The following is a 13,468-nucleotide window of genomic DNA, read 5'->3' on the forward strand; positions in this document are numbered from 1 at the left end:
AACCGACGTACGGGGGCGCGGTCAGGGATGGTCGTCGGCGACGATGACGCCCCCGCCGGGAGCGAAGGCCACGTGGCCTTTGATCATCCGGGCCAGGGGTGTGGGCCGCGGGTAGGACCAGGCGGCGTTCGGTGCCCGGTGGTCCCCGGCGCGGACGTGGTGGTAGCGGGCAACACCCTTCCAGAAGCACAGGGTCCGGACCCAGCTGTCTTCCAGCGTGTCCGGCGCCAGCGACTCGGCCGGGAAGTAGTGGTTGCCTTCCAGATAGACCGTCTGCTCCGAGCGGGCGATCACCTGGCCATGGAACGTGGCGGTCATCATGAGGTACTCCGGGCGGTTTTTTGCAGGACGTCGCGGTCCTGGATCACGATGCGCCCGCGGCCCTGGCGGATCGCTTTCCTGGCCGTGAGCTCGCCCATTATCTTGCTGGTGGCCTCCCGTGAAGCGCCCAGGAGACCGGCGAGCTGTTCGTGGGTCAGGTGAATCGTCCGGGCCTGACCGAAGCGCGGCGGCCCCGCGGCGTCACCGAGTTTGAGCAGGGTGGACGCCACCTGGGCGGCCAGCGGCCGCAGCGCCAGGTCGGTCAGGCGCTCTTCGAGGCGGGCGACCTGTTCGCCCAGGAGCCGGGAAATGCGGATCGCGATGCGGGGATCCGAGAGAAGGAACCGTTCGACCTCATCCACGCTGAGCTGGCAGATCGCCGAGTCTTCGATGGCCTCGGCGTAGTTGTCATACATGCGCTGACCCACGAGCATCATTTCCCCGAAAACCGCGCCCGGTTCCAGGATGGCCATCGTCAGTGCCTTGCCGTCCTCGGCAACCCGGAAAATACGCACCCGGCCTGACTTGAGGATGAACAGGGCCTTCACGGGCTGGCTCTGGCTGAACAACAGTTCACCGCGGCGGAACGGCCGGGACGGGGCCATGAGGTCCATGGCCTCGATCTCCTGCGCGCTCAGGTCAGCGAACAGATCAACTTCATTCAAACAGCTGAACGGGTCAGAGGGTTCTGTCATGAGCGGGTCGGCCTCTCGTTGCCGCGGGGCCCACGGGCGCAGGTCTCCGGAAACAGTGGCCGTCACGCCGACCCGGCACGTATCGGTCATGCCTGGCTCGTCAGGACGCGGACCGCCACCAGTCCCAGAGTAACGCCATAGATCAGGTGGCCCATCAGGCTCATCAGCGCGGTGAGGTCAGGGGCGAAGAGGGGCATGCCCATCATGACCGGCATGATCATCAGCGGGCCTAGTACCCACCAGATGGCCCCGTAACCGAGTCCAACGAGGGCGCCGCGGCGATACGAGGTCAGTAAGCGGTTGCCGAACAGCAGCGTCAGGCCCAGCCCGATCATCACTGAAATCATCAGATGGACCCCGAACCCGACCACGGCCGAGCCGGAGCCGACCATGGACGCGATCACGGGCAGCATTCCCATGACCGCAAGGAGAATCCCGAACACAATACCCCCGGCAACACCCCCGGCGGCCCCGGCGAGAACACGCCGGCCGATGCCCGTGCCGGACGTGGGACGTGGCAGAGCTGATGCAGAAGCCATGACTGCGACCTTCCATCGAAGAGTTCTTTGCTGACGTCTTCAAGGTATGGCCGTGCCGGGGTGGAGTTCAGTGATCTGCACTACACAGCAAGAACAAATAGTGGCGGTGGTTGATTGTGTCCCTGTTGAGCCAGGATTTGGGCGTGGCGGCGGCCTCCCGTTATCGGTCGTGCGTCGTCTTCCCTGCTCGGATCTGCAGGTGTCCGCCTCGGGCTGACGCGCGCGCGACATCGAGGCACCCTTCCTCCACGGCATGCCAGGGGGCGGCGGTAATGTCCGATCCCCCCAACGAGCACGCCAGCCGCGCCAGCGGAGTGAGCCATCTGGCCCATCCCACCGGGTCCTGGAGGTCCAAGGTATGACTACGTCCGACATTGCCGGAACGACCCACCCGTACCCGACTTATTCGGACTGCGCCGCATAAGCAGCGCCATACTGCCCGCAGGATCCTCGCCCGGATTTTCGAGGAACAGGCAGCGGAGGAACTCTCGTATTCGACCGTGCGTGACTACGGGCGGATCCGGCGGGCCCAGGCCGACGTGGAGGCCGGCCGCCGGGTTGAGGTGTAACCCCCGGCGTCGGACGGGCCCTCCACGAGGCCCCCGAGGCGCAGTCCGTAAGCCACGTCCGCTCCCTGGCCGTGGCGCCTGAGGGCAAGTGCTGTCAGGGCGCGGTTGCACAAGAGAGCCCTTAGCAGGTGCAACCGTATGCTCCCTTGGCGGGTTGTGCGGGCAGGGTTTCATCGAGCAGGGATTCGGCCATGGCCGTGCCGAGGCGGCAGGCGACCGCGACGGGAAGGACGGAACCGCCCGGGTGGGCGGTGAGCCACGGCTGGGCCGCTTCGGGCGAGGCGAAGAAATGGACCAGATTGCAGAACGCCGAACGTATCGAACTCATGTCCTCCGGATTGACGAGGGAGACCACGGCCGTGGCCGGCTGCACACCGCTCACACCGGACGCACTGACGCTCAGCCGTACCGGGACTGCGGTGGTGTGGCAGCTTGAGTCGATCCGTGCGGTGGTGCCGAGCAGGGCCGGGAAGATCAGGGTGTCCAGGGCGCACCAGGTGTATAGCTGTGCTCCGTCGACTTCGAAGCGGTGCGGGGTGGGGCGCAGGGTCAGGCCTTGACCGATGATGCGTCCGTCTCCGTCGTACTCGGTGTCGGGGACAGCGGCAAGCGCGGAGCGGACCTCGGCACAGTACGGCCGGTGGCGGCGGCCAGGTCCGAGATGTCCACGGGATCGCCCTGTGAGAGCAAGTGCAGCAGGGGCAGCCAGAGCGCGGCTTCCATGCCGGTGGCCGAGGACGCCAGGCGGTCGGTAAGCTGCATGAAGTCACTGGTCACGGCGGGTGTTCTTTCCGGGTTGGGGACAGTGGTCAGGAGGCGCAGCAGGATAGTTTGGAGACGTCCGTTTTGTAGGACTGGGCGGCGATCTTGATTCCTTCGGCCATGGTCAGGTAGGGGCTCCAGAGGTTGGCTACCTGGTCCACGGTCATCCCGGCTTCCAGGATGTAGACCCCGGCCGCGGCCAGGTCCCCGGCGTCCTTCGCAACTGCCGTTATCCCCACGATCCGTCCGGTGTCCGCGTCCGCGACGATCTTGATGAAACCGCGGACGTCGCGGTTCACCAGGGCCCGGGGCACATACTCCAGGGGCAGGACCCGGCACTCGCACCGGATGCCGGCCTCGTTGGATTGCCGGTCCGTCATGCCAACCGCAGCGAGGGCCGGGCTGGTGAAGGTGACCCGGGGCAGGTGCCGGTAGTCGACCTCGCGACCGGCCTGGTTGAAGGCATTCTCCACTACCAACGTTCCGTGAGAGGCCGCGACGTAGACGAATTCGCGGTGGCCCGTCACGTCCCCGGCCGCCCAGATCCGCTCGTTGGAGCTGTTCAGCCGGTTGTTGACCAGAATTTCGCCGCCGTCCCGGGTCTTCACGCCGACCCCAGCCAGGTTCAGGCCCCCGGTCACCGGCCGCCGCCCCGTGGCGACCAGCAGCCTGGCGGCCCGGAATTCCTGCTCTCCGCCGGAGACCGTCGCAGTCGCGACGACCCCGCCGGTGGCCGGATCGGTGTGCACGGAGGACATGATGGCCCGGCGGACGACACGGATGCCCTCATCGGCGAAAACACCCGCCAGGGTGCGGGAAGCCTCGGGCTCTTCTGCGGACGCCAGCCGAGAGCGGACCAGCATCGTCACTTTAGACCCAAGGCGGGCGAAGAGCTGGGCCTGTTCCAGGGCCACGTAGCCGCCGCCTAAGACCAGCAGGGACTCGGGCACCTCCTCCAGTTCCATCGCCGTGGTCGAGGTCAGATAGTGCACGTCCGCCAGTCCCTGGACCGGGGGTGCCCACGGGGTGGAACCGGTGGCCACCAGATAGTGCGCCGCCCGGATCGATTCACTGACCCCGTTCGCGCCGGTTATTTCCAGTACCGGATCGTCCTGGGTGCCGGTGAAGACGGCATTGCCCTGGTGCACTTCCCAGCCGTATTCGGCGATGAGGTCCACGTATTTATCCGAGCGCATCGTTTCCACCAAGGAACGCTTGCCGTCGATGAGCCCGGGCATGTCCACCGGGGCGGCGGACGTGGAGATCCCTGGAAAACGGCCCGAGTCCCCGGCGATGTGGCGTGCCTCGGCGGCGGCCAGCAGTGCCTTGGACGGCACGCAGCCGGTGTTCACGCACGTCCCGCCGACCGTGGAACGCTCGATCATAAGCACCCGCTTGCCCAGATTGGTGGCCCGGATCGCGGCCGCGAACGCGCCACCGCCGGAGCCGATGACGGCCAGATCGAAATCAGGTGTTGTCCTGTCAGGCATCTTTCATCCGAAAGTCTTGTCACAGAGCGGTCCCGCAGTGCCCTTAGCAGCATTGCCCGCGATGGTTCTGCCCCCAGTCTTCACCTTCCAGCACAGGGGAAGGTCAAGAGGCCGACCGTCAGGCCCGCTGCGCACACAGCACAGGGCCTACCGTCGCCTGCATCAGCTCCCGACCTTCCACTAAACCGGAAGGTCAAGATGTACATTCCCGCGGACATGAGGTGCATGATGCGTATCGGCGAAGCTTTCGCGACACCCGGCCTGACGGCCAAGACACTGCGGTTCTACGAGCACCGGGGCCTGCTGCCAGCGGCCGACAGGTCACCGAACGTATACCGCGGCTACGCCCAGGAGACAGTCAGCCGACTCGGATTCATCCGCCGCGGCCGCACCGCGGGACTGACCCCCGCCCAAATCGGCGACATCCTCACCGTCCGCGACCTCGGCCCTGCATACACGTCCGGGACCTGCTGGCCAAACAGCTGACCGACCTGGACGCCCAGATCGCAGAACTCACGGCACTGCATGCAACCGTCACCGACCTCCACCGCGCCGCGGCCGCAGGGAACCCCGGATCCTGCGATCCCGAGCGCATCTGCGGCTAACCGTGGAGTCGTCCAGTCGTTCAAGTCCGGAATACTCCCAGCAGAGTAAGTCTGCTTCCTAGATGCGGATGTCTGTGCATTACCAGCGAATCCGGTGTGCCGGGCCATCTGATGGGGCGTCGGTGACGAATCACTGTCATGAACTACTACAGCATTGCGGCACGTGATCGGGTCAAGGATGCCGCGTACGACGCTCTTGAGAAGGTGTTGAACGGGATGTTCGAACCGCTCAACAGGCACGCGCTCATGGCGCGTTGGAACCAGGCCTGTGAGGCTATGGAGAAGCACCTTGAGGCCCTGGACAATGGCGGGGAATAACGCCAGGGAAGGTTCTGACTCAACCTGGCAAGCGTGGATTCGGGTCGGTCGGTCTTCGCGGCAACGGATGGCTGGCCTAGCCGCTGCGGCGCTGGCGGTGCTCCTCATGGCCGGCTGCGCCGGCGGCCCTGAGGCGGGTGCCACGGCGGGACCCCGGAACCTGCCCTCAACCACCGGTGTTTCGAAGGCCGTCGCCGAAGGGGCTCCGTCCGCGTCGGCAAAAATGGTGTGCGCGGAGGAAACCCAGACGAACATCGTCAAGATACTGTCCCTGTCTGGACCTCCCCGGACCACCGATTCCTGGGCCGACAAAATCTACACCTGCACGTACGCGCTGCCGGCCGGACCGCTCGTGCTCTCGGTCAAGGAGGCAGCCGATCCGGCCTCCGCGCATGCCTACTTCGACGGTCTGTCCGGTACCACCGCGTCGGCGCGTCCGATCGAGGGAATGGCGAATCTGGGTTTTCCGGCTTTCGAGGGCCCGGAAGGTTCCGTGGTGTTCGTCAAAGACAACTTCATCCTGAAGGTCGATGCAGAGGCGCTCCCGGCAACCCTGGGCCCGCACGGCGTCTCCCGCGGCGCGTTCGCCTACGAGGTCGCGACGGCGGTTCTGGCTTGCTGGTCCGAATAGGCCTGGGCGCCGGTTGGGACCGGGCATCTGTCCGATTGCGAGTCTCGAAGCATCCACCGACCCCTCCGGAAGTATTTGAAGAATATTCCTTCGCGCGCCAATCCGTGACCTGCACCACGCCGAACCACTGTTGTCAGCATCATGGGCGTGCCCACCAGGGGAACGGCCCTTGTCTTTGGAGGAAACCTGTCATGAAGAAATCCGCTTTCCTGATTGCCCCCGCTCTGGCCTTGGGCGCCCTCGCACTCTCCACCAGCCCGGCCTTTGCCGCCGACACCACCACCTACCAGGCGAACCTGGCCGCGATCAACGGCAGCAACGCCACAGGCACGGTGATGATCACCGTGAACGGAAATCAGGCCACCGTCACCGAGAAAGTCTCCGGACTCGCCGCAACGTTCGGCGGGAAACCCTACCCGCACGTCCAGCACATCCACATCGGCGCCAAGGGGACCTGCCCCGACATGTCCGCTGACACCAACAAGGACGGCGTGATCAGCACTACCGAAGGCGCCCCGTTCTACGGCGGTATCGGGGCGACCCTGTCCACCAGCGGGGATACCAGCCCGGCGGCCGGTACAGACCTGGCGGTTGCCGGGATGGGCGCCGCGTACACCTATCAGCGGACCATCACCCTGGACGCGAAGACCGCCGATTCACTCAAGGCCGGCACCGGCGTCGTCGTCGTTCACGGCCTGGATCCGGCCACCCTGTCCGCCGCGGCACAGGCAGAACCCAGCGATTTGGTACCCTCCCTGCCCTTGGCCGCAACCTCGCCCGCCCTGTGCGGGACGTTGACCGCGATGCCTGCCGGAGCCCCCGGCACAGGCATCACCACCCCGGCCAGCCAGTCCGGGCCTGACTTCGGTCTGCTCGCTGCAGGTGGCGGTCTCCTTCTGGCGGCAGGGGGAGCCTACGCAGCCCGCCGTCGGATGAGCGCCAAGGCCTGAAAAGACGCTCGAACCTGATGCGATCTGATACAAGCAACCGCCGCGGACGCTTCATCGCGTCCGCGGCGGCCGCCCTGCTCCTCGCCGGCGGCATCACCAGCATCGGCATCGGACTCCACGCAGAACGCCCGGGATCCGAAGCAAGCGGTACGGCTTCAGCCGAAGCTCCCGCCGCCCCGCCCATGGCCGCAACGACGTCACCGGTACCGGCAAGCGCCGGCCCCACGCCGACGGCACTGCCTTCCGCAGCGCCTCCGGACGGGGCGCTTTCCGCGTCCGTTCCCGTCAGCGTCGAGGTCACCTCGGTAGGAATCAACTCCACCCTGCTGCAACTGGGAAAACAACCCAACGGCGAAGTGGAAACCCCACCTGGTGAGCCCGGATCCCCGGCCGGTTGGTACAAGGACTCGCCATCTCCGGGCCAGAGAGGCTCCTCGGTCATTCTCGGCCACGTGAACTCCACGAAAAGTCCCGTCGGCGTCTTCTATCGTCTCCGCGAGCTCAGCGCCGGCCAGACGATCGCCGTGACCCGTTCGGATCACACCGCCGCCGTCTTCAGCGTCGACACCGTCCGGACCTACCACAAGTCCAGCTTCCCCACTGTGGAGGTCTATCAGAACGCGGACCGGCCCGAAATCCGCCTGATCACCTGCGGAGGATACGACCAGGCCACCGGGGAATACCTGGACAACACGGTCGTCTTCGCCCACCTTGTCTCAAGCCACCCCGCCTGAGCCCCAGCCCCCCGCTTCCCAACCCGGGCACCGGTTTCGACCTGCACACCAAATAGAAGGGAACACCATGGTCCCCCCATCCACACGCCCTCCCACTGCCACTCTCCGGTTCGCGCTCCTCGCCGGAGCCGCTGCCCTGGCCCTCGCCGCCTGCGCTCCCGCCGGCAACGCCACGGGATCACAGCCGGCAAGCTCCGCGCCCGCATCGGCAATGACCATGGAGTCCGGCATGGGAGGCTCTCCCATGGCCTCAGCAGGCAACACGGCCGGGGCCGCGGCCACGATCCACATCAAATCCTTCGCCTACAACGGCCCGGACAGCGTCCTTGCCGGGGCTGAGGTGACCGTGATGAACATGGACACCGAAGCGCACACCGTGACAGCCGACGACGGCTCCTTCGACGCCGTTGTCAAAGCAGGAAAGAGCGTCACATTCACCGCCCCGAAGAAACCCGGCTCATACAGCTACCACTGCACCTATCACTCCAACATGCATGGCACCCTGATCGTCAAATGACTAGGGCAGAACACCACCCCGCCCGGGCCCCTGGCGGTGAGCTGAGAACCCCGGAACCCGCCGCCCGACCATCCCGCGGCACCACCGCCGTCGATGTGGTGCTGCGTGGGCTGGCCGCTGCCGCCCTTGCGGTGGATGCCGTGGTGCATGCCCGGCTGGCCCACGGATACCAGTCCGCAGCCCCCGAAGGAATCGGGGAGGGCAACCTGTTCCTGGCCGAAGCCGCAGCCGCAGCCTTGGCCGCGGTCTACGTCCTGATCCGCGGGAGCAAACCCGCTTGGGTGGTGGCCCTGCTCACCGCCGGTGGCGGGTTGGCGGCCCTGCTGCTGTACCGCTACGTCGACATACCCGCCTTCGGGCCGTTTCCGGCCATGTACGAGCCCGTCTGGTTCTTCGACAAGGCCCTCACGGCGTACGCGGAGGGATCCGCTGTCCTTCTGGCCGCCACCGCCCTGGTCCTCCGCCGTCGACGATCCAGCAAAAGCGCCCCCGCCGTGTGAGGTCCGGTCAACGCCAAACAAAACCCCGCGGTCAGGCAGGTCCCGTGGTGACCGCCAGGGCATCCCCTGTGCGCCTCCACAGTTCCTCAAGCAGCAGGCGCACTTGATCCCGCTGCTCGATATGGGCGAAGTGGCCGCAGTTAAGGATCGTCGCCGTCCAAGTGTGGGGAACTATTTCGGCGAGCCGGACAACGTCGGATTCGGGCGTGAAGACATCGCTGTCGCCACGGATTGCCAGCACCGGGCAGCGGATGCCGCGCCACTGGCTGAAATCGTACTGGGCCGCGGCCCGGGCGGCAGCAGAGAAGCTGGCCGGCCTGGCGTCATCGCCGAGGTCGCGAATCACCGCCGGGGAGATGACCCCCGGATCTGCGAAGAACGGGGACATCAACGTTCCCATCAGGGGTGTGGTGGCGATGGTTCGGACCAGGGCCGTCCCTGCCGGACCGAGGGCCGCCAAGGCGCGCATCGCCAGCAGCATGCCGGTGAACGCCGGGTGTCCGTGAAGGCCGCGTAGCGGAGCCCGGGACGCCCGGGACACGCCGAACGTGGTGGCCGAAATGGTGGCTACGCTGGCGGTCTGCCCAGGCCGCGCCGCGGCCATGTGCAAGGCCAGAAAGCCTCCCATGGAGTGGCCCACCAGGTTCCACCGCCGGTAACCGAGCGCGTTCAGTACCCCGGTCACAGCGCGTGCCATCGCCTCGATGCTGAATTGTTCGAGCCGGGCACCATTTGTGGATTCGCCCCAGCCCGGCAGGTCAAGCAGGATCCGGTCACGGGCCGGTGCCCCGTCAAGCAGTGCCCTGAAGGTGGTCCAGGAGCCCGCGGCGCCGTGAAAGTAGACATCCGGTGTGCCGGACGCGGCGCACTGTCCGCGGGTACCCCGCTGGACACGCACCGTGCAGGGACCCAGCTCCGTGGGGAAGACATGCCGCCGCAGCGTAGGGACGATCTCCTGCTGAACACTCATGGTCACCTTTGCTCTTGGTCTCTGACACTGGTTCGTAGCCGCAGGGGAATTGGATCGGACGTGCCGGTATCAGTCCGGAGCACTCACGTCACCGGATGCGGCTCATTTCGGCGATCCGGCCGTGCCGGGAACGTCATCATGGGCTTCGTGATGATTCCGGCAGCAGGTGCAGGTCCCGAGGGCGGCATCGATGAGAATTTCCGCGGCTGCACGCGCCTGGCGGGCCGGTTCGGGACTCGAGGAGATGGCTGCCGTCGTCACTGCGCCTTCGGCGAGGATTGCCAATTGCGGGGCCAGCGTGGCCGGCGCCCCGATGCCGGAGGCGACGCGTGCCAGGTAGTCGTGGAACTCTGCTTTCTGTCCCCGGACAATTGCGCCGATGCGCCCCGACGTCGCGCCCAGCTCGCCGAAGGAGTTGATGAACGCACACCCCCGGAACCCCTCCGACGTGAACCACGCGGCCAGGAAATCAAACACAGCCAGCAACCTCTCACGGGGCACCTGGGTGGACTCCACCTGCGCCGTGACACTCGCCTCCCAGGCATCCCGCCATCCAAGGAGAACCTGTTCGATGATGTCTTCCTTCGACGGGAAGAGCCGATACAGGCGCTTGAGCGATACCCCCGAGACAGTCCGCACCTCATCCATGCCGACAGTGGTGAATCCCCGGGCATAGAACAGCGGTGACACTGCTGCCACGATGCCCGCCCGCGCCGCCTCGTCGTCCGTCGCCAAGGCGCCCCCGGAGGACATCGGCCCCGTCTCGGCTACTGGCACGGCATTCTTCTTCCGATTCCGCTTGCATGGATAACGATCGTTCTCTATTGTAGGCGGAAGAGGCGAGAACGAACGTTCTCCCGCTCGGAATACGCATCTGCAACTGCTTCATCGACGGCCCGCTGGGGGCTGACGCGGTCGACTGAAAAGGCATTATGGAAACGCTAGACCGCACGGCATCTGGTCCGGATGAAACCAGAACCCACCTGGCCGGCTTGCTACTGAAAACCGGCCAGGGCAACCATGAAGCGTTCACCGAGTTCTACCGCTTCACTTCGCCCCGGGTGTTCGGCGTCGTGCGCAGGGTGGTCGTGGATCCGGAAATCAGCGAGGAGGTGACGCAGGAGATCTTCATGCTGGTCTGGCAGGATGCGGGCAAATACAACCCGGCCCTTGGCAGCCCGATCGGGTGGCTCGTGACCATCGCCCACCGCAAGGCAGTCGACAGGGTCCGTTCGAGGCAAAGCAGCACCAACCGCGACTCCCGATGGGCCGCGGCCGGATGGAAACACCCCTTCGATGAAGTTGGCGAGTCCGTCACTGACGGCATGGAAACCCTTCAGGTCTTCGACTCCCTGACGGTTCTCTCGCCCTTGCAGCGCGAATCCATTCTCCTTGCATATTTCGGCTGCCTCACTTACCGCGAGGTGGCAGAGAAGCTCTCTGTACCTCTGCCTACCATCAAGTCCCGGATCCGCGACGGCCTGACACAGCTCCGCACCCAGTACCAATCCGTCTAACTCCACGCCAAGCACAGGACGCAAACCTCCAGTGCCCGTTTCCCGAATCTCGAGGAGACACCCGCGGGACCGCGTGAACCGATGGAAGAAAGTAAAACCGCAGTTCAATGCTTGGGGCTTCAACCAGTCGACGTTTGCCGTCTCCGCCAAGAGGCAGGGGAAAGACCAGGTGTTCGTTTTTCCGGCACCCGGCCTTTCCCCTCGCCGAGGCTAGCCGCCGATGATTCCGGTGTTCTGCACGGTGCCGGCAACCCCGGCGTTGGCGCCCACGTTCACGCCGACGTTCCACGCCGAAGCGACAGACCCGCGGTCAGTACCGTTGGTGCTGTTCTGGACCGTGCCGGCAACCCCGGCGTTCGCGCCCACGTTCACGCCCAGATTCGACGCCGAAGCGTCAGACCCGCGGTCAGTACCGTTGGTGCTGTTCTGCACGGTGCCGGCAACCCCGGCGTTCGCGCCCACGTTCACGCCCAGATTCGACGCCGAAGCGACGGACCCGCGGTCAGTACCGTTGGTGCTGTTCTGCACGGTGCCGGCAACCCCGGCGTTCGCGCCCACGTTCACGCCCAGGTTCGACGCCGAAGCGACGGACCCGCGGTTGGCGCCGTTGGTGATGTCCTCACCGTTGGCGCTGTTCTGGACCGTGCCGGCAACCCCGGCGTTCGCGCCCACGTTCACGCCCCGGTTCGACGCCGAAGCGACGGACCCGCGGTCAGTACCGTTGGTGCTGTTCTGCACGGCGAGGCTGACGATGGGGAAACCGCGGGAGAAGTTGGCGATGGGAGTGAACGCCACGGCCACGGCTCCGCCGGTGTTCAACATGAGGAATCCCGGTTCGCGGTCCTGGCAGGCAGGCAAGAGTGCTACTTATCGAGGCGGTCTGCGAGGCCGCGCCATTGCCTGACCTTGGTTGAAGGAACGCTCGCCGACGTTGCGCCCGCGGCTCATGAGTCCAGGCCTTGATGATGCGCCCGCGCGTCTGCTCCGCGAAAGGCGTAGCGATGATGCAGGCCCGCTGTCTTTGCGGTACGTGATCAGCCCCCACGGCGGCCCCTTGTACCGATAAGTTTTCCGGACGGGCCTTCGGAGACATTTCTAGAAGGGAATGCCGCCGGGAAGCACCTGGCGGGGACCACCGGAATCCGGCTTCAGGGGCGTGAGGCGCGCTGCCGCGCGGGCTCAGAAGTCGATGCTGCCGGCGAGCTTGATCAATTGTTGCCGCAATTGCTCGGTCGACGCTCCGGACCGTGAAGCCGTGGCATGGAGCGTGAATGATGCCGTGTCCTTGCCTTTGAGCGCGGTGATGTTCACGGTGGTCGTTGGTCCCGGCCCGTCGTGCAGTGTGAGGATGAAGATCCACGCGGCGTCGGCGACGCCGCTGACCGGCTGGTAGTGGGCCTGGTTCTGGGCCGTGAACTCGGCGATCTGGCCCGGTGTCTGGTTCTTGTTGACCGTGACATCGAACTGCAGGACGCTGTCCGGCGTGCTGAAGTTGTAGAAACAGGACCCGCCGGCCGCGGTGGCGTGGCCTGGCGCCGCGGCGCCGAAGGCCTGCTGGACCCGGTCCACGCCCACGTAGCCGCACGTGGAAGTGTCGGCCGGCAGGGCCGGCGGAGAAACCACCGGGCCCGGCGGGACGGGGACAGTGATCGGGCTCCCGGTGCCCCAGCCGGCGTCCCGTGCGAGCTCGGCAACGCTCTGGCCCATGGCTTGGGCGTCCCGAAGGTATTTACCGCTGGCGGTGTAGCTGAGCTTGAGTGTGCTCCCTGCGCGGACTGAGATCAGGTCAACCTCCTGCTGCGGCGTCGGGGCGTTGGCTGGCGGCTCGGACCACCTTTCGCAGGCGAAGTCGCCCACTCCGTCCACCGGGAGGCACCCGGGAGTCTTCATGCTCAGCGCGAGGAGCTCCTTTGGGGCAGGCGTGACGAGGTCCACCGAAAGTCCCAGATAACCGTCAGCTGCCTTGCTGAAGTAGGTACAGAAAGAGTGCTGGTAAGGGACGGGACTTCCGCTGGGCACTGCCACGGCATCGGCTCCCTGGTGGCCGGTGCCGGCGAGGCCCGGACCGATCCGCGCTGCGATTTCCGGCGTGACCAGATCACAGGCCGGGCCGGTGGCCCGCGGAGGGGTTCCCGTTTTCGCATCAGGGGCCCCTGGGGATGCGGCCGTGGTCAACGACTGCGCCGGACCGCTCTGCGCCGCGGGCTGGGAACACGCCCCCAGAAGAAGCGCCGCCGCTGCGACGGGCACAAGATACTTTCCAGGACACCGAGGGTAATAAGCACACATGTTCCCATCCTGTGGATGCGCCGACCGTTGAATGTGACCCCAGTAAGAACGAATTATTCCA

At 66.0% G+C, this 13,468-nt stretch carries 16 protein-coding genes and 2 pseudogenes; 8 read left to right on the plus strand and 10 right to left on the minus strand.

What is annotated here, in order from left to right:
• Window positions 1-21 precede the first annotated feature (21 nt).
• The 6 genes and pseudogenes from LFT43_RS14730 to merA form a co-directional block, all read right to left on the minus strand.
• The gene (locus tag LFT43_RS14730) at window positions 22-321 is read right to left on the minus strand and encodes a DUF427 domain-containing protein (protein ID WP_395797972.1); all 300 of its coding nucleotides are present in this window, start codon (window positions 319-321) and stop codon (window positions 22-24) included.
• Entirely contained in the window at window positions 318-1,106 is a 789-nt protein-coding gene (locus LFT43_RS14735; protein ID WP_395797974.1) for a Crp/Fnr family transcriptional regulator, read from the minus strand. Before LFT43_RS14735 ends, LFT43_RS14730 begins: the two co-directional genes overlap by 4 nt.
• Window positions 1,103-1,555 (minus strand): hypothetical protein, encoded by a 453-nt coding sequence (locus LFT43_RS14740; RefSeq protein ID WP_395797976.1) that lies wholly within the window; start codon window positions 1,553-1,555, stop codon window positions 1,103-1,105. The genes LFT43_RS14735 and LFT43_RS14740 overlap by 4 nt, the downstream gene beginning before the upstream one ends.
• 690 nt (window positions 1,556-2,245) lie before the next feature.
• Window positions 2,246-2,692, minus strand: a complete 447-nt coding sequence (merB, locus tag LFT43_RS14745) for an alkylmercury lyase MerB (RefSeq protein WP_395803112.1) — start codon at window positions 2,690-2,692, stop codon at window positions 2,246-2,248.
• A gap of 45 nt (window positions 2,693-2,737) precedes the next feature.
• Window positions 2,738-2,886: pseudogene (locus LFT43_RS14750) on the minus strand (alkylmercury lyase); the annotation flags it as partial.
• Window positions 2,887-2,933: 47 nt separating this feature from the next.
• Window positions 2,934-4,376, minus strand: a complete 1,443-nt coding sequence (merA, locus tag LFT43_RS14755) for a mercury(II) reductase (protein ID WP_395797978.1) — start codon at window positions 4,374-4,376, stop codon at window positions 2,934-2,936.
• A gap of 228 nt (window positions 4,377-4,604) precedes the next feature.
• On the opposite strand from merA, the pseudogene LFT43_RS14760 reads away from it, so the two are divergent.
• From LFT43_RS14760 to LFT43_RS14790, 7 genes and pseudogenes are all read left to right on the plus strand, one after another.
• Window positions 4,605-4,981, plus strand: a pseudogene (locus LFT43_RS14760) (heavy metal-responsive transcriptional regulator).
• A 138-nt stretch (window positions 4,982-5,119) separates the two neighbouring features.
• Complete coding sequence (locus LFT43_RS14765) at window positions 5,120-5,299, plus strand: hypothetical protein (protein ID WP_395797980.1); 180 nt, start codon at window positions 5,120-5,122, stop codon at window positions 5,297-5,299.
• A 67-nt stretch (window positions 5,300-5,366) separates the two neighbouring features.
• Window positions 5,367-5,930 carry a hypothetical protein gene (locus LFT43_RS14770; protein ID WP_395797982.1) on the plus strand — a complete coding sequence of 188 codons (564 nt, stop codon included), beginning with the start codon at window positions 5,367-5,369 and terminating at the stop codon, window positions 5,928-5,930.
• A 191-nt stretch (window positions 5,931-6,121) separates the two neighbouring features.
• Entirely contained in the window at window positions 6,122-6,880 is a 759-nt protein-coding gene (locus LFT43_RS14775; RefSeq protein WP_395797984.1) for a hypothetical protein, read from the plus strand.
• 17 nt (window positions 6,881-6,897) lie between these two features.
• Window positions 6,898-7,614 (plus strand): class F sortase, encoded by a 717-nt coding sequence (locus LFT43_RS14780; RefSeq protein ID WP_395797986.1) that lies wholly within the window; start codon window positions 6,898-6,900, stop codon window positions 7,612-7,614.
• A 67-nt stretch (window positions 7,615-7,681) separates the two neighbouring features.
• The gene (locus LFT43_RS14785) at window positions 7,682-8,131 is read left to right on the plus strand and encodes a cupredoxin domain-containing protein (RefSeq protein ID WP_395797988.1); all 450 of its coding nucleotides are present in this window, start codon (window positions 7,682-7,684) and stop codon (window positions 8,129-8,131) included.
• Window positions 8,128-8,631 (plus strand): hypothetical protein, encoded by a 504-nt coding sequence (locus LFT43_RS14790; RefSeq protein WP_395797990.1) that lies wholly within the window; start codon window positions 8,128-8,130, stop codon window positions 8,629-8,631. The genes LFT43_RS14785 and LFT43_RS14790 overlap by 4 nt, the downstream gene beginning before the upstream one ends.
• A gap of 31 nt (window positions 8,632-8,662) precedes the next feature.
• On the opposite strand, the gene LFT43_RS14795 is transcribed toward LFT43_RS14790, so the two are convergent.
• A complete protein-coding gene (locus tag LFT43_RS14795) occupies window positions 8,663-9,601 on the minus strand; it encodes an alpha/beta fold hydrolase (RefSeq protein WP_395797992.1) in 939 nt (312 codons plus the stop codon).
• Window positions 9,602-9,703: 102 nt separating this feature from the next.
• A complete protein-coding gene (locus LFT43_RS14800; RefSeq protein ID WP_395797994.1) occupies window positions 9,704-10,378 on the minus strand; it encodes a TetR/AcrR family transcriptional regulator in 675 nt (224 codons plus the stop codon).
• A gap of 155 nt (window positions 10,379-10,533) precedes the next feature.
• Between LFT43_RS14800 and sigK the strand changes: the two genes are divergently transcribed.
• The gene (sigK, locus tag LFT43_RS14805; RefSeq protein WP_395797996.1) at window positions 10,534-11,118 is read left to right on the plus strand and encodes an ECF RNA polymerase sigma factor SigK; all 585 of its coding nucleotides are present in this window, start codon (window positions 10,534-10,536) and stop codon (window positions 11,116-11,118) included.
• Between the two features lie 210 nt (window positions 11,119-11,328).
• Here the strand turns inward: sigK and LFT43_RS14810 are convergent, their stop codons facing one another.
• Together LFT43_RS14810 and LFT43_RS14815 are read right to left on the minus strand one after the other, a co-directional pair.
• Entirely contained in the window at window positions 11,329-11,940 is a 612-nt protein-coding gene (locus LFT43_RS14810) for a hypothetical protein (protein WP_395797998.1), read from the minus strand.
• 357 nt (window positions 11,941-12,297) lie between these two features.
• Entirely contained in the window at window positions 12,298-13,368 is a 1,071-nt protein-coding gene (locus LFT43_RS14815) for a hypothetical protein (RefSeq protein ID WP_395798000.1), read from the minus strand.
• Between the last annotated feature and the right edge of the window lie 100 nt (window positions 13,369-13,468).

It is taken from the genome of Arthrobacter sp. FW306-04-A (genome assembly GCF_044358315.1).
Lineage (GTDB): Bacteria > Actinomycetota > Actinomycetes > Actinomycetales > Micrococcaceae > Arthrobacter.